This window comes from Herbiconiux moechotypicola, from assembly GCF_024979255.1.
GTDB lineage: Bacteria > Actinomycetota > Actinomycetes > Actinomycetales > Microbacteriaceae > Herbiconiux > Herbiconiux moechotypicola.
In genome coordinates this window covers 200,023-215,277 of the sequence record NZ_JANLCN010000001.1, presented here as the reverse complement: position 1 = coordinate 215,277, position 15,255 = coordinate 200,023, and the positions used below count along the sequence as shown (strand labels likewise).

13 protein-coding genes are annotated in these 15,255 nt (G+C 71.4%); 2 read left to right on the top strand and 11 right to left on the bottom strand.

The features are described from left to right. Positions 1-37 precede the first annotated feature (37 nt). The 3 genes from N1031_RS00995 to N1031_RS00985 are packed head-to-tail and all read right to left on the bottom strand — an operon-like array spanning position 38 to position 2,977. Positions 38-1,027, bottom strand: a complete 990-nt coding sequence (locus N1031_RS00995) for an FKBP-type peptidyl-prolyl cis-trans isomerase (RefSeq protein WP_259477720.1) — start codon at positions 1,025-1,027, stop codon at positions 38-40. Positions 1,028-1,080: 53 nt separating this feature from the next. Then, positions 1,081-2,505 carry a DHA2 family efflux MFS transporter permease subunit gene (locus N1031_RS00990; protein WP_375163594.1) on the bottom strand — a complete coding sequence of 475 codons (1,425 nt, stop codon included), beginning with the start codon at positions 2,503-2,505 and terminating at the stop codon, positions 1,081-1,083. Between the two features lie 4 nt (positions 2,506-2,509). After that, positions 2,510-2,977: an OsmC family protein gene (locus N1031_RS00985; RefSeq protein ID WP_259477719.1), complete on the bottom strand. Its 468-nt coding sequence runs from the start codon at positions 2,975-2,977 to the stop codon at positions 2,510-2,512. Positions 2,978-3,029: 52 nt separating this feature from the next. Between N1031_RS00985 and gabT the strand changes: the two genes are divergently transcribed. Both gabT and N1031_RS00975 read left to right on the top strand, forming a co-directional pair. Next, positions 3,030-4,403, top strand: a complete 1,374-nt coding sequence (gene gabT / locus N1031_RS00980) for a 4-aminobutyrate--2-oxoglutarate transaminase (protein WP_259477718.1) — start codon at positions 3,030-3,032, stop codon at positions 4,401-4,403. Beyond that, a complete protein-coding gene (locus N1031_RS00975; protein WP_310795657.1) occupies positions 4,400-5,410 on the top strand; it encodes an asparaginase in 1,011 nt (336 codons plus the stop codon). Before gabT ends, N1031_RS00975 begins: the two co-directional genes overlap by 4 nt. Before the next feature lie 27 nt (positions 5,411-5,437). Here the strand turns inward: N1031_RS00975 and N1031_RS00970 are convergent, their stop codons facing one another. The 8 genes from N1031_RS00970 to N1031_RS00935 form a co-directional block, all read right to left on the bottom strand. After that, on the bottom strand, positions 5,438-6,235 hold the full coding sequence (locus N1031_RS00970) for an ABC transporter permease (protein WP_259477717.1): 798 nt from the start codon (positions 6,233-6,235) through the stop codon (positions 5,438-5,440). Next, positions 6,232-7,143 (bottom strand): ABC transporter permease, encoded by a 912-nt coding sequence (locus N1031_RS00965; RefSeq protein ID WP_259477716.1) that lies wholly within the window; start codon positions 7,141-7,143, stop codon positions 6,232-6,234. Before N1031_RS00965 ends, N1031_RS00970 begins: the two co-directional genes overlap by 4 nt. 9 nt (positions 7,144-7,152) lie before the next feature. Then, a complete protein-coding gene (locus tag N1031_RS00960; RefSeq protein ID WP_259477715.1) occupies positions 7,153-8,361 on the bottom strand; it encodes an ABC transporter ATP-binding protein in 1,209 nt (402 codons plus the stop codon). Next, positions 8,361-9,584 carry an ABC transporter substrate-binding protein gene (locus N1031_RS00955; RefSeq protein ID WP_259477714.1) on the bottom strand — a complete coding sequence of 408 codons (1,224 nt, stop codon included), beginning with the start codon at positions 9,582-9,584 and terminating at the stop codon, positions 8,361-8,363. The genes N1031_RS00960 and N1031_RS00955 overlap by 1 nt, the downstream gene beginning before the upstream one ends. Before the next feature lie 226 nt (positions 9,585-9,810). Then, a complete protein-coding gene (locus tag N1031_RS00950) occupies positions 9,811-10,545 on the bottom strand; it encodes an FHA domain-containing protein (protein ID WP_259477713.1) in 735 nt (244 codons plus the stop codon). A gap of 4 nt (positions 10,546-10,549) precedes the next feature. Beyond that, positions 10,550-12,991 carry a transglutaminaseTgpA domain-containing protein gene (locus N1031_RS00945; RefSeq protein ID WP_259477712.1) on the bottom strand — a complete coding sequence of 814 codons (2,442 nt, stop codon included), beginning with the start codon at positions 12,989-12,991 and terminating at the stop codon, positions 10,550-10,552. Next, a complete protein-coding gene (locus tag N1031_RS00940; protein WP_259477711.1) occupies positions 12,988-14,277 on the bottom strand; it encodes a DUF58 domain-containing protein in 1,290 nt (429 codons plus the stop codon). The genes N1031_RS00945 and N1031_RS00940 overlap by 4 nt, the downstream gene beginning before the upstream one ends. Then, positions 14,274-15,251 carry an AAA family ATPase gene (locus N1031_RS00935; protein WP_259477710.1) on the bottom strand — a complete coding sequence of 326 codons (978 nt, stop codon included), beginning with the start codon at positions 15,249-15,251 and terminating at the stop codon, positions 14,274-14,276. Before N1031_RS00935 ends, N1031_RS00940 begins: the two co-directional genes overlap by 4 nt. Between the last annotated feature and the right edge of the window lie 4 nt (positions 15,252-15,255).

Genomic DNA, 15,255 nt, shown 5'->3' with positions numbered 1-15,255 from the left:
TGATGGCGACCGATTGCGCCCACTCGAGGCTGAGGGGCTAGGCCGAGGCGGTGGCGAGGATGTCGATGACGAACACGAGCGTGTCGGTGCCCGAGATGCCGGCCGCCGAGTTGCCGTCGGAGCCGTAGCCCTGATCGGGCGGGATGACCACGAGCACCTGCGAGCCGACGGTCTGCCCGATCATCGCCGCGGCGAAGCCGGTGACCACGCCGGTGGTCTGGAAGGTGCGCGGCCCGCCGTTGCCCCAGCTCTGGTCGAACACGGTGCCCGAGCCCCAGATGACGCCCTGGTACTGCACGGTCACGCTGTCGCCGTCTCCGACGGTGGCGCCGTCGCCCTTCTTGAGCACCTCGATCTGGAGGTCGGTGGGCGCGTCGGTGGAGGGGATGGCGACGGTGGGGGCACCGGTGTCGTCGAGGGTCACGGTCGGGAAGCCGTCTTGCGCGGGCTGGTCGACGCCGTCGGCGCGGGTGGGCACGATGGCCTCTATGTCGGCGACCATCACCATGTCGTCGCCGGCGCCGATGCCGAGGGAGTCGTTGCCGGTGTCGCCGAAGGCATCGGCGGGCGGGATGACTGCGACCACGCGCGAGCCGACGGTGGCGCAGTTGACGGCCTTGACGATGCCCGGGATGTACTGGCTGGAGTCGACGGTGAGCTGCAGCTGGGTGCCGCCCTCGTCGAGGGTGGAGAACACCTGGTCGCCCGAGGTGCCGTTGTAGATGGTGAAGTCGATGGTGGCGAGCGAGCCCGTCTCGAGCGCGTCGCCGTCGCCCTCGGTGACGATGGTGCGCTCGGTGGTGTCGACCGAGAGCGGCCCCTCGAAGGTGGTGGTGGGCGCGGCCCCGAAGTCACCGGTGACCGTGATCGACGACGAGACGTCGCCGTCGGTGGCGCAGGTGTTGTCGACCGTGGCGTCGGCACCGGCCGTCGGCGTGGACGTGGCCGACGGGGTGGACGCCGTGCAGCCGGCGAGCAGCAGGGAGGCGGCGACGGCCGCGGTGGCCAGGGCCGGGAGTGAGCGCATGATTCCTCTTCGTCTGGTGGGGGACGGCGACAGTCTGTCGCAGCGGCCTTGGGTCAAGCTGGCCGCTCGCTGGGAGCGGGGCCGGTGCCGGTGCCGGGGCCGGGGTTGCGGATGCCCACGAACGAGACGGCGGCACCGGCGAAGAACAGCACGGCCGTGACGAGGGCGACGCGGTGGAACCCGGCGAGGTCGAGCACCGCCGCTCCGGTGACCACGCTCGCGAGCGCGATGGTGATGAGGCCCGCGACGCGGGAGACCGCATTGTTGACCGCCGAGGCGATGCCTGAGCGCGCCGGCTCGATGGCGCCCAGGATGGCGGAGGTGAGCGGGGCGACCGTGATCGCCATGCCGAGGCCGAAGACGAGCACCGCGGGCAGCACCTGCGTGAGGTAGTCGGCGCTCGCATCCGCCCTCAGCAGCAGGAGGAACCCGGCGCCCGCCAGCAGCGGTCCGACGGTCATGAACAGCCGCGGGCCGAATCGCCCGCTCAGTCGCCCGAAGAGCGTCGACAGTCCGATGAGCAGGATGCTCGTGGGAATGGTGGCGAAGCCCGCGAGCGTGGCGCTGTACCCGGCCACCTGCTGCAGGAAGACGGCGAGGCTGAAGAACCCGAGCGAGAGCGCCCCGTAGATGAACACCGTGGCCACGTTGCCCGCCGAGAAGTTGCGCGAGCGGAACAGCGACAACGGCAGCATCGGCTGCGCGGCCCGCCGCTCGTGGAGCACGAAGAGCACGAGGGCGGCGGCGCCCACGACCAGCGGCACCAGCACCACCGGCGAGGCCCAGCCGAAGTTCACCTGCTCGATGAGCGCGAACACCGGCAGACCGAGTCCCACCATGCCGAGCACCGCCCCCAGCACGTCGACCCGGGCGCCCGGTGCGTGCGGCGCGTCGTGCGGCAACCGGGCGAGCAGCACGAGGGTGACGGCGATCGGCAGCACGTTGATGCCGAACACCAGCCGCCAGCTCAGCTGATCGACGAGCACGCCCCCGAGCACCGGGCCGGCGATGTTCGCCACGCTCGTGAAGGCGGTCCAGATGCCGATCGCCCTGCCCTGGGCGGGGCCGGAGAAGTTCGCCAGGATGAGCGCCAGCGAGCTCGGCACGAGGAGGGCTCCCGCCACCCCCTGCAGGGCTCTGGCCAGGATGAGCACCTCGATGGTGGGCGCGAAGGCGCACAGCAGCGAGGTGGCACCGAAGCCCACGAGGCCGGCGAGCAGCACGCGCTTGCGGCCGAACACGTCGGAGAGCGATCCCGCGAGCAGGATGACGGAGCCGAGCGTGAGCAGATAGGCGTCGACCACCCACTGCTGCGTCGACAGACCTCCGCCGAGCTCGCGCCCGATCGCGGGCAGGGCCACGTTGATGACGGTGGCGTCGAGGAAGGAGACGAAGGCCGAGAGGATGGCGACGGCGAGCACCAGACGCTGGGCCGGCGAACTCGCCCCCGCCTTCGATCCGACCATCGACTCGGCCACGGGCTCAGGCCACGAGCGCGCGCGGCTCGTGCAGCACGGGGAACGACACGGAGTTCGCGATGAAGCACACCGCGTTCGCCTCGTGGTGCATCAGCGCGAGCTCGTCGGGGTCGACCGGAGCGCTGGTGGTGACCACCGGGCGGAGGGTCACCGAGGTGAAGCGCCCCCCGTCGCCGTCCTGTTCCATCACGCCCTCCGGAGCATCCGTGTAGGCCGTCACCACCACGCCGTGCTTCACCGCGACGTGCAGGAACGAGAGCATGTGGCACTCGCTGAGCGCGGCGAGCAGCAACTCCTCGGGGTTCCAGCGGTCTGCGTCGCCGTGGAAGGTGCGGTCGGCCGAGGCCTCGATGGGATGCTTGCCGGCCGCCTCGACCACGCTGGTGCGCCGGTAGTCGCGGTAGCCGCTGGTGCCGGTGCCGCGATTGCCCAGCCAGGCAACATCCACCCTGTAGCGATGCTCACGAGTCACGCGGCCATGCTACCCGGCGCTCGCGGGAGCGCTGGCCTAAGCTTGCCTGACTATGACTGACATCATCGACGCCCCGGCGGCTGCAGCCGCGAACACCCTCACTCAGGAGCGGAAGGTCGTCACGGCGATCCCCGGCCCGAAGTCGGTGGAACTGCAGCAGCGACGCCTGGCCGTCGTGCCGCCCGGTGTGTCCAGCGCCCTGCCCGTCTACATCGCCAAGGCGCACGGGGCGATCATCGCCGACGTCGACGGCAACCAGTTCATCGACCTCGGCGCCGGCATCGGCGTCACCACCATCGGCCACACCGACCAGGGGGTCGTGGATGCGGCGGCCGCCCAGCTGGGCGACGTCACCCACACCCTCTTCACCATCACCCCCTACGAGGAGTACGTGCGGGTGGCGGAGCTGCTCGCCGCGCACACCCCCGGCGACTTCGCCAAGCGCACCGTGCTGGTGAACTCCGGGGCGGAGGCGGTGGAGAACGGCGTGAAGATCGCCCGCAAGCACACCGGCCGCAACGGTGTGGCCGTGCTCGACCACGCCTACCACGGCCGCACCAACCTCACCATGGCCATGAACTTCAAGGCGGCCCCCTACGCCACCGGGTTCGGCCCGCTCGCCGGCGACGTCTACCGGGCGCCGAACTCCTACCCGTACCACGACGGTCTGAGCGGCACCGAGGCCGCCGCCCGCACCATCGGCTACCTCGAGAAGACCGTCGGCGCAGCTGACCTGGCCTGCCTCGTGGTCGAGCCCATCCAGGGCGAGGGCGGCTTCGTCGTGCCGGCCGACGGCTTCCTCCCGGCGCTGCAGGAGTGGTGCACGGCGAACGGCGTGGTGTTCATCGCCGACGAGATCCAGAGCGGGATGGCCCGCACCGGCGCCTGGTTCGCGAGCGAGCACTTCGGGCTCGTGCCCGACCTGGTGCTCTCGGCCAAGGGCATCGCGGGCGGTCTGCCGCTCGCCGGCGTGACCGGTCGTGCCGAGATCATGGACTCGGCCCAGCCTGGCGGCCTCGGCGGAACCTTCGGCGGCAACCCCGTGGCCGCGGCCGCGGCGGTCGCAGTGTTCGAGCAGCTCGAGAGCGGCGAGGGCTTCGCCGCCGCCCGCCGCATCGAGAGCACCCTCGTGAGCGGGCTCACCGCCCTGCAGGAGCGCTACGACGTCATCGGAGAGGTGCGCGGCATCGGTGCGATGGTGGCGATCGAGCTCGTGCAGCCCGGCACCGCCGCCACCACCAAGGCGCCCAACGCCGAGGCCGTGAACGCGATCGTCGCCCACGCCGCCCAGAACGGCGTGCTCGTGCTGACCGCCGGCACCTACGGCAACGTGCTGCGCTTTCTGCCCAGCCTCGCGATCAGCGAGGAGCTGCTGCTCGACGCCCTCGCGGTGATCGAGGAGGGCTTCGCGCGGCTCGGCGCGTGAGCGCGACGGGCGCGACGGGTACGTCGGCCGGCGCTGTGACACCCGGCACCGCTCCGGCGGCGGAGAGCGCCGAGCTCGCCGTCGTCACCCGCAGCGGCTTCGTGGAGTCGCGCCACCTCGGCTCGGCGGTGCTGCTCGACCCCGCGGGCGAGGTGGTGGTGTCGCTCGGCGCCCCCGCGCATCCGGTGTACCCGCGCTCGTGCATGAAGCCGTTCCAGGCGCTGGCCGTGCTCGAGTCGGGGGTCTCACTCGACCCCGTGCAGACCGTACTCGCGACCGCGAGCCACTCCGCCACGCCCGCGCACGTGGAGGTGGTCGAGTCCATCCTCGCCCTCGCCGGGCTCGGGGTCGACGACCTCGGCTGCCCGCCCGACTGGCCGGGCGACTCGGCCGCGCGCGACGCGGTCGGTCGCGCGCACGGAGGCCGCTCCCCCGTCTACATGAACTGCTCGGGCAAGCACGCCGCGATGCTCTACGCCTGCGTGCAGAACGGCTGGAGCACCACCACCTATCTCGACCCCGCGCATCCGCTGCAGCAGCGCATCGCCGCGGTGGTGGAGCGCGAGACCGGCGAGCCGATCGTTCACACCGGGGTCGACGGATGCGGGGCACCGGTGCACGCGATGTCGCTCGTGGCGCTCGCGCGGGGCATCGGACGCATCCGGAGGGCCACCGGGGGGCCGGCGAAGCAGCTGACCGACAGCATCCTCGCCCAGGGCTGGGCCATCGACGGGCCTGGACGCGCGAACACCGTCGTGATCGATCGTCTCGGCGTGGTGGCGAAGCTGGGGGCCGAGGGCGTCATGGTGATGGCGACGCCCGACGGCGCCTCCGTGGCGGTCAAGATGCTCGACGGGAGCCTTCGCGCCGCGTCGCTCGTAGCGCTCACGCTGCTCGCCCGTCACGGTTCGATCAGCGAGGAGCAGCTCGCCGGCATGACACCGCTGCTCGACCTCGACACCCACGGCGGCGCGAGCATCGTGGGCAGCATCCGCACCTCGTTCTGAGCGCAGCGCGCGCGCCGCACGCCCTCCTCAGCCGAGCCGCGCCAGCCGCTTCTCGCGGGCGGCCCGCGACACCTGGGCCACGATCACGAGCACGATCGCGAGCAGGAACACCGCCGAGGCGATCACGTTCACCTGCGCCGGGATACCCCTCGCGGCGGCCACGTAGATGAACTTCGGGAAGGTGTTGACCGACCCGGAGTTGAAGTTCGTGATGATGAAGTCGTCGAAGCTCAGCGCGAACGACAGCAGCGCCGCCGCCGCGATGCCCGGAATGAGCAGCGGGAAGGTGACCCGCCAGAACACCTGGCCGGGCGAGCCGTAGAGGTCGCGCCCCGCCTCCTCGAGCGCCGGGTCGAGCGACGCCACGCGCGCCTTCACCGTCACCACCACGAAGCTGATGCAGAACATGGTGTGGGCCAGGATGATGGTGCCGAGCCCCTTCTCCACCCCCACCGTGAGGAACTGCGCCGCCAGACCGGCGCCGAGCACCACCTCGGGGGTCGCCATCGGCAGGAACAGCAGCAGGCTGATGGCCGACCGCGCACGGAACCGGTAGCGCACGAGCGCGATCGCGATGAGCGTGCCGAGCGCCGTGGCGAGCACCGTCGCCACGAGGCCGACGATGATGCTGTTCGCGAAAGCCTCGCACAGCCCCTGCACGCTGCAGACGGTGAGCCACTTGTCGAAGGTGAACCCCTGCCAGGCGATGTTGAGCTTGCCCGAGTCGTTGAACGAGAACACGAAGGTGTAGGCGATCGGGATGAGCAGGAACACCAGCGCGATGACGGTGTAGATGCCCAGGCCGAGGCCGTCGCGGCGCTTCATACCAGGTCCTCCGTTCCGGAGCGGCGCACGTAGACGCCCACGATGATGAGGATGACCGCCATGAGCACGATCGACAGCGCCGCCGCCGCCGGGTAGTTCTGCAGCACGAGGAAGTTCGCCTCGATCGCGTTGCCGACCATCGAGGTCGACGCCGAACCGAGGAAGTCGCGGCTGGCGTTGATGTAGTCACCGGCGGCCGGGATGAACGTGAGCAGCGTTCCCGACACGATGCCGGGCATCGAGAGCGGGATGGTGACCTTGCGGAAGGTGGTGAACGGGCTCGCGTAGAGGTCGGCCCCCGCCTCGATGTAGCGCAGATCGAGGCGCTCGAGAGTGGCGTAGAGCGGGAGCGTCATGAACGGGATGAAGTTGTAGGTGAGACCGAAGATCACCGAGAACGCCGTGCCCGTGAGGTGCCCGTCGGAGGGCAGGATGGCCACGGCCTTGAGCGCCTGCACGATCGGGCCCTCGTCGGACATGATCTGCTTCCAGGCCAGGGTGCGCAGCAGGAAGCTGATGAAGAACGGGGCGATCACGAGCGTGAGCATGAGGCTCTGCAGCAGCGGCCAGCGCCGGGCCTTCACCCCGATGAAGTAGGCGATCGGGTAGCTGATGACCAGCGCCAGCACGGTCGCGACGATGGCGTAGCCGAAGGCGCGCAGGATCAGCGGCCAGTACTCCCCCACCGCCTCGGTGTAGTTCTCCCAGCGGAAGGCCGTGACGTAGTCGCCGATGTCGCCGTAGAGGTCGGGTGCCTGGAACGACGTGATGATGAGCGACACCAGCGGCGTGAGGAAGAACAGCACCAGGTAGAGGATGCCGGGCAGGAGCAGCACCAGCGCGATGAAGCTGCGCTTGCGCGGCGCCTGCTCGACCGCGGGCTGCGACGCGAATGCGGAGAAGGCCATGCCGCTCCCCTACGCCTGCTCGAGCTCTTCTTCGAGCGCGATGCGCCGCTGGATGGCGATCGACTCGGTCGAGTCGTCGGGCACGAAGCGGGGCACCACGCCGGGATCGTCGTCGAGACCGAAGCCGTGCTCGGCGTTCCACGACAGCCACACCTCGGCGCCCACCGCGACGACCGGCCCGAACACCATGTTCTGAGCGAACACGATGAGCTCGCCCACCCCGGGCACCTCGACGAGGTACTGGGTGCTCACGCCCGAGAACGACACATCCGTCACCCGGCCCGGCCCGAGCACGTTGCGGCCGGCCTCGGGAGTGGGGGCCTCCGTGAGCAGCGACACCTTCTCGGGGCGCACGCCGATCGCCACCTCGCCCGCGTGCCTCTGGGCACGCTTGCGGGGCACCACGATGGGGACACCCGCCACGTCGACCGTGATGTGGTCGGCGGTGGACGCGACCACGTCGCCCGTGAAGAGGTTGGACTGCCCGAGGAAGTTCGCGACGAACGCGGTGCGCGGCAGCTCGTAGAGCTCTTCGGGCGCGCCCATCTGCTCGATGCGGCCCTTGTTCATCACCGCGACGGTGTCGGCCATGGTCATGGCCTCCTCCTGGTCGTGGGTGACGTGGAGGAAGGTGAGGCCCACCTCGGTCTGGATGGTCTTGAGCTCGAGCTGCATCTGGCGGCGGAGCTTGAGGTCGAGCGCGCCGAGCGGCTCGTCGAGCAGCAGCAGCGCCGGGCGGTTCACGATCGCGCGGGCCAGAGCGACGCGTTGCTGCTGACCGCCCGACAGCTGGGCGGGGCGACGAGCCGCGACGTGGTCGAGCTCGACCAGCTTGAGCGCCTCGTGGGCCTTGCCCACCGCATCCGCGATCTTGCGGCGGCGCAGACCGAACGCCACGTTCTCGAGGATCGTCATGTGCGGGAACAGCGCGTACGACTGGAACACGGTGTTCACCGGCCGCTGGAACGGCTTGGTGCTCGTGACGTCGGCACCGCCGATGAGGATGCGCCCGGAGGTCGGCTCTTCGAGCCCCGCGACCAGCCGGAGCGTGGTCGTCTTGCCGCAGCCGGAGGGACCGAGCAGGGCGAAGAACGAGCCGGCCGGGATGGACAGGTCGAGCTCTTCGATGGCGGTGAAGCCCGGGAAGCGCTTGGTGATGCCGGCGAGCTCGAGGTCGGCCCCCGCCTCGGCGAACGACGCGATGGATGACGTGGCCATCAGCTGCCCAGCAGCACCTTCTGGAACTGGGCCTGGTAGTCGTTCTCCTCCTGCGGGGTGAGCGTGCGGAACACGTGCACCGTGGAGAGCGTCTCCTCGTCGGGGAAGATGAGCTGGTTCGACGCGAGGTCGGGGTCGATGGCGTCCATCGCCTCCTTGGCGCCCACCACCGGGGTGACGTAGTTCACCCAGGCGGCGAGCTCGGCGGCGACCTCGGGCTCGTAGTAGTAGTTCATGACGGCCTCGGCGTTGGCCTTGTGGGCCGAGCCCATCGGCACGATGAAGGTGTCGTTCCAGAGCGTGCCGCCCGCATCCGGGATCGCGAACTCCCACTTGTCGCCCGCCGTGGCGTTGAGGCTCGTGATGTCGCCCGACCAGCAGATGGCCGCGTAGGTGTCCTCCGACTGCAGGTCGTTGAGGTAGGCGTTGCCCTTGATGTTGCGGATCTGGCCGTCTTCGACCTGCTGGGTGAACGCATCCATCGCGTTGGCGAACTCGTCGTCTCCCCACTCGCCGGTGATGTCGGTGCCCTGGCTCAGCATGATGAGGCCCATGGTGTCGCGCATCTCGCTCAGCACGCCGACGCGGCCCTTGAGCTCGGAGTTCCACAGGTCGTCGACGCTCGCGAGGCCGCCCGGCACCTTCTCCTTGTTCCAGCAGATGCCGGCGAAGCCGCCCTGCCACGGCAGCGAGTGCGTGCGGCCCTCGTCGAAGTCGGGGTTCGCGAAGGCCTCGGCGAGGTTGGCGATGTTGGGGATGTTCGCGTGGTCGAGCTCCTGGAGGTAGCCCTGGCGCACCAGGCGGGCGACCATCCAGTCAGTGAGGCAGACCGTGTCGGCGCCGATGTCCTGCCCGAGCGCCAGCTGGTCTTTGACCTTGGCGTAGTAGCTGTTGTTGTCGTCGACGGTGACGTTGTAGGTGACCTCGATGCCGGTCTCGTCCTGGAAGCCGATGAGGGTGGGGTAGTTGCCGTCGTCGTCCTCGTCCATGTAGGCGGGCCAGTTGTCCCAGGTGAGGGTCTTCTCGGTGGCGGAGAGGTCTTTGGCGGGGGTGAGGGTGCGCTGTTCACCCGAACAGGCGGCGAGCGCCAGCGCCGTGGCGCCGAATCCGGCCGCCCCGATGAAGCCGCGCCGCGAGAGGGTGAGGGCACGGGCGCGCTGCAACGCCTGGGAGTGGCGGATGGCCTGGATGATCATCGGATCGGTAGGCGGCTTCAAAGGCATCTCTCGCTGTCTCCTCTGGTCTGGTGCACCTGTTCTGGGTGCACCGATCCTGGCACGGCGGTGGTCGGATGCACCAGCACGAACGGCGAAAGTAGCCATTCTGAAACAAAGACTTTACGAAATCCGTGCCGAAACGGTGGAATGACCTTCGATTTCGTCGGTGGGGTGGTGAAGGCTCAGACGAGGCGCGAAGGTCTCAGGGGGGTTCAGGAGGTCTCAGGAGGTCTCAGGAGAGATCGAACCATTGGTCGCCGAGTTCGACTCGGGTGCCGCGCGGGATGCGGTGCCAGGTGCCGGGGGCGAGATCGAGGGGTGTGGTGCCGGGGGGCGTCGTGCCGCCCTGGTCACCTGCGACGGGCGGGAGCACTCGGGTGCCGTTCGTCGAGTCGCGGTCACGGACCCAGAAGTCGTCGCCGTCGACGGCGAACTCGAGGTGGGTCTTGGAGACGCTGCGTGCAGGGTCGACGAGTTGCACGAGGTAGTCGAGGGTCTCACCGTCGGCGGGCGACGGGCTGCGGCCCACGAGGCCGGAGCCTGCGACGCGGATGCTCTCGCCCGTGCTGAAGCGGAGGTGGTGCACGGCGCGGTCGTCGCGGGGGGTGGGTGCGGATGCGCGGGCCGCGGCCCGGGCGGCGCGTCGGGTGGTGATGGTGGTGGGCACCCCAGGTGCGGCGGGCGCCTGCGGCGCGGGGGACGCCTGCGGTGCGGGCGACTGCGGTTCGGCGGGCACCCCAGGTACGGCGGGCGCCTGCGGTGCGGGCGCGGGAGCGGGTGGGGTCACGGCGGCGGGCGGTGCCACCGGCGCGGCAGGGGCGGGCCGGCGCAGAGCAGCGCGGAGGGCGGCCCGGTCATGGTGGGCGGTGTCGCCGAGGGTGGGACGAGGGGCGATGACGGAGGTTCCGCACTCGCCGCAGAGCAGGGCTCCGGCGGTCAGAGACGTGCCGCAGGTTCTGCACTTCACTGGTCTATCCGTTTCTCGTGTCTGTGCCATGATACGTGCGCAACGACCGGGTCGAGAGCGCCGCCCTCAGCCGCCCCCACCGCGATCGATGTTCTCCGAGCGCGCGGCGCTCCCGGTCGGAGGCCTGCCAGAGCTCGTCGACCTGCTCGGCCCGGGGCACCTCGGGAGCGAACACTGCGGCGTCGACGCGTTCGGCGAGCCGCACGCCGCCGGAGTCGCCGGCCAGCACAAGGGCGCTCTCGCGGCGGGTCGCCCTCGGTGGCGGAGGGAGGCCGTGGTCGCGCGCCGAGTCGATCAGCTCGTCCCACGCCCCAGCGGCACTGGCGCGCGGCGGGGCGCGGTGCCGACGTCGACGTCTCGCGCGCTTCATCAGAAGGATCACCATGAAGGGAATCGCGGCGACCAGCAGCAGCGCGACAACGGTGCCGGCGACGACGGCCGCGATCCCCCACCAGGGCTCCGTCTGCGGGAGCGGGGAGTCGTCGTCGTTCTCGGTCGCGGTCACCGACGGTTCGGTGCCGCGGTCGGCCGGCTCCGGCGCGGGGTCGACGATGCGGGGCGGCTCGACCGCGATCGGGTCGTCCTCGGCGACGGCGGGGGGAACAGGACGACTCTCGGGAGTCACGTCGAGGGTCACCCAGCCTTGCTCATGGGTGAGCACCTCGACCCACGCGGCGGTGTCACGCCCCCGCACCGCGATCGCCGCGGTCGCCGCACTGCGCGCATCCGTCGCCGCACCGCTCGCATCCATCGCCGCACCGCTCGCATCCGTCGCCGCGCCGCGCGCATCCGTCGCCGCCCCCTCCCCGGCGACCGTCCCGCCCGGCACGTCTCCCTCCTCACCCGGTCGGGGCACCACATACCCCACCACCACGCGCGCGGGAAATCCCGCGGCGCGTGCCAGGAGTGCGCCCGCTGCCGCGTACTGCTCGGCATCGCCGAGCATCGGGGAGTCGGTGAGCAGCTGCTGCAGCCGTGCCGTGCTGTGACCGGAGCGGCTGGCGGGCTCACCCGCCTGCCCGTGGGAGACGTACCCCGACCGCAACCCGGCGACGATGCCCTCGAGGCGGAGACCCGGTGCCGCGTCGGCGGGTGCCCATTCGGCCAGGCGGGCGCCCACGGCGGCCGGAACCACCGAGTCGTCGGGAGTGCCCGGATCGGTCGCTCCCGGCATCCCCGGAGTGAGGGTGGCGAGCTCACGGCCCACCGGAGCGGCCCGCTCGGCCGGTGAGTAGACCAGGGTGTAGCCGTCCCCGGAACCGAGCGGGACGGCGACGGCGACGGTGGCGAGCTCGGAATCGCTGTAGACACCGTTCTGGAGGCTCTGGGCGCGCTCGCCCGTGAAGCGCACCTCCTCCGGCGTGCCCGCGGTCGGCACGAAGGCTCCGGTGTAGTCCTCGACCTGCACCGCCATCGCGGCGGAGGAGGAGGACGATGCGGCCGTGGAGGAGCCTTCCGAGGTGGTCGATCCACCTGGAGGAGCGACGCCGATCGCCCCGGTCACACGCTCCAGTCCGTCGTCGTCGGACACCCGGAAGACGACGCCGTCGAACTCGTCGAGCCGCGCGACCGCCAGTCTGGTGCCCGCCGGCACCCCCGACACCATGAACTCCACGGCCTCGGCGCGGTCGGCCACGAACCCCGCCCGGAACGACGACAGCGGGCTCGGCATGGCCGCGGCATCGAATCCCGGTTCCACGGCGTCGCGCGCGACGACCCGCACGGCGCCCGGACCGGCGGAGAACCACAGCCCGGCCACGACGGCCACCACGCCCGCCCCGGCCACCACCACGGCGACGGTCGGCACCGCCCTTGGCCTCCGGCCCGACCGCCGAGCGGCGGGAGCCGATCCGTTCCCCCGCCGCGCCGTCCCCGTCCAAGCGGCCCACACCACCACCAGCACGCCGAACACTGCTCCCAGCCCGACCTGGGCGGCCGGCGCAGGACCGACGGATGCTCCGAAGGCCGTTCCCTCCACGAGCACCGCCGCCGGCGGCACCACCGCCAGCACCGCCCACCGCTCCGACAACGCCGCACCGGTCGCGATCAGCGCGCTCACCAGCACCAGCGTGAACACCGGCACGAGCAGCGCCTGGTAGTCGCCGACCGGCAGCGCGATGGTGAGCAGCCCGCGCCACCCCTCGATCAGCCCGGCGGCCAGCTCGAAGAGGCCCTCGGGCGTGGGCAGCACCCTGCCCAGGGCCAGCGACGGCACCGCGAGAGGCACCCCGAGAACCAGCCACAGGGCCACCCCGGCACCGCCGAGCGCAACGGCCGGCCAGCTCCGCACGCGGGCGAGCAGAGCGAGCGCCGACGCCGCGGGTGCCGTCACGCAGACGAGCAGCACGAAGGCGCCGTCGGCGTGCACCGGCCACCACGCGAACGCCGCGACGACCGTGAGCAGCATCGCGCCGGCCGCCCGGAGGAGCGTCGTCGCCGTGCTCACAGTCCGACCGCCCGCACGAGCATCCTCGGCAACTCGGCGAGCCGGCCGAGGTTCAGGATGCGCAGCCGCCCCATCCGTGCCGCTCGCCCGGGGCTCGCGGGGCGGGCCACCACGGCGACGACCTCGGCCCCTGACGGCAGCATCGCCGACACGGCGCGCAGCTGGGCCGCGCTCGCGGTCGAACCGGCACAGACGAAGACGACGGAGGCGTCGGCGGCCTCCCGGGCGATCTCCCCGGCCACGCGCTCGAGACCCGGGGCGCCCTCGGCGCGCGTGACGCGCCCGAGGTCGTCGAGCAGCGCGGAGCGCGCGTGACCACGGAGTCGTCCGAGCCGCTCCCGACCGCCGGCGGTGGCGCGGGGCGCGAACACGCTCACCCTCGTCTCTTCGGCCAGCGCCCGCACTCCGAGCGAGGCGGCGGTGCTCACGGCCAGCTCGAACTCCTCGTCGTCGGCGTGGTCGTGCGGCGCCGTGGCGAGCAGCACGAGAACGTGACTGCGCCTGGTCTCCTCGAACTGGCGCACCAGGAACGTGCCGCTCTTGGCGCTGCTGCGCCAGTGGATGTGCCTCAGGTCGTCTCCCCGGGTGTACGGCCGCAGCGCGTGGAACGAGAGGTCGCTGTCGGTGAGCACCGACGAGGGCAGCCCCTCGAGGTCGCGCAACAGCCCGGGGGCGACGCTCCCCAGCGCCACCGTGACCGGCCGCACGACGACGTCGATCGTGCCCGACCTCGCCGCCTCGCGCCGCACCAGCCCGAGGGGGTCGCCCGTGATGGCCGTGACCGGGCCCAGGGTCACCACTCCCCGGCGTCCTGTGGGAACGCGTTGCGGCGATCGCACCGTGGCGTGCCCTTCGAGTGCGCCGACGACGAGGGGCACACGCGAGCCGTCGATGTCCACCTCGAGCACTCCGGGGCGAACCCGGAGGCGCGAGGGGTTGGAGACCGTGATCAGCGCGACCGCCTCCGCTCCGACGGTCACCTCCGACGGCGGAGGCTCCAGCCCGATCTGCACCGGAGTGCCTCCGAGCAGGAACAGGCCCGAGACCAGGGCGACGAGGGCGCAGATGACTCCCGCGACGAACAGTTCGGTCCAGCCGAAGAGGACACCCGTCACGAGCCCCACGGCCGCGGTCGCCGCGACGCACCAGCCCGCCGGGCTCACCACGATGCGCGCACCGGTCGTGGCGGGCGGCGCGGCAGGCCCGGTGGTGGCGGGCGGCGCGGCAGGCCCGGTGCGCGCCGTGCGCCCGGTGGTCTCGGTGCTGTCGGTCTCCCCGGTGCTCATGCCTGGGCGACGCCCCCGGGCGGGGCCACGTCGAGCAGCGCGCGTGCCACCACGCCCTCGGACGTGGCTCCGTCGAACTCCGCCTCGGGGTCGAGCACGAGACGGTGCGCGAGCACCGGCACGGCGAGCGCCTTCACGTCGTCGGGCACCACGTAGTGCCGGCCCGACGAGGCGGCGTACGTCTTCGCAGCGCGCACGAGGCCGAGAGCCGCGCGCACACTGGCTCCGAGCCTCGTCTCAGGGGCGTCGCGAGTGGCCTGGACGAGCCGGGAGACGTAGTCGTTGACGGCGGCCTCGACGTGCACCGTGCGTGCCTCGGCCATGAGGAGGAGGACGCCTTCCGGGGTGACGATGGAGGGCAGGGGGTCGCTGTGCGGGGGCTCGGCGGCCGACTCGAGGATGCGCAGGGTGGTCGCGTGGTCGGGGTAGCCGATCGAGGTCTTGATGAGGAACCGGTCGAGCTGCGCCTCGGGGAGGCGGTGTGTGCCGGCCTGCTCGATGGGGTTCTGGGTGGCCACCACGAGAAACGGCTCGCCGACGGGATGCGAGACCCCGTCGACGGTCACCCGCCCCTCCTCCATCACCTCGAGGAGAGCCGACTGGGTCTTGGGCGACGCGCGGTTGATCTCGTCGGCGAGCACGATGCTCGCGAACACCGGTCCCGGGTGGAAGACGAAGCGGCCTGTGCCCTGGTCCAACACGCTCACGCCGGTGATGTCGCCGGGCAGCAGGTCGGGGGTGAACTGGATGCGTGAGGTGGTCGAGCGCACGCTCTGGGCCAGGGCGCGGGCCAGCGAGGTCTTCCCGGTGCCGGGGGCGTCTTCGAGTAGCAGGTGCCCTCCGGTGAGGAGGGTCACCAGAGCGAGCCGCACGACGTGGGGTTTGCCCTGCACGGCATGCGAGACGTTCTCGGCGAGCCGTTCGACGACGTCGGCGAACCTACCGGCCTGCTCGGCCGTCATGGTGGTGGTCATGGTG

Bases quoted from the DNA above. Each gene is read 5' to 3' on its own strand.
- N1031_RS00965 (WP_259477716.1), bottom strand. From the start codon at position 7,143: ATGGCCTTCTCCGCATTCGCGTCGCAGCCCGCGGTCGAGCAGGCGCCG.
- gabT (WP_259477718.1), top strand. From the start codon at position 3,030: ATGACTGACATCATCGACGCCCCGGCGGCTGCAGCCGCGAACACCCTC.
- N1031_RS00960 (WP_259477715.1), bottom strand. From the start codon at position 8,361: ATGGCCACGTCATCCATCGCGTCGTTCGCCGAGGCGGGGGCCGACCTC.
- N1031_RS00955 (WP_259477714.1), bottom strand. From the start codon at position 9,584: ATGCCTTTGAAGCCGCCTACCGATCCGATGATCATCCAGGCCATCCGC.
- N1031_RS00935 (WP_259477710.1), bottom strand. From the start codon at position 15,251: ATGACCACCACCATGACGGCCGAGCAGGCCGGTAGGTTCGCCGACGTC.
- N1031_RS00970 (WP_259477717.1), bottom strand. From the start codon at position 6,235: ATGAAGCGCCGCGACGGCCTCGGCCTGGGCATCTACACCGTCATCGCG.
- N1031_RS00940 (WP_259477711.1), bottom strand. From the start codon at position 14,277: ATGAGCACCGGGGAGACCGACAGCACCGAGACCACCGGGCGCACGGCG.
- N1031_RS00995 (WP_259477720.1), bottom strand. From the start codon at position 1,027: ATGCGCTCACTCCCGGCCCTGGCCACCGCGGCCGTCGCCGCCTCCCTG.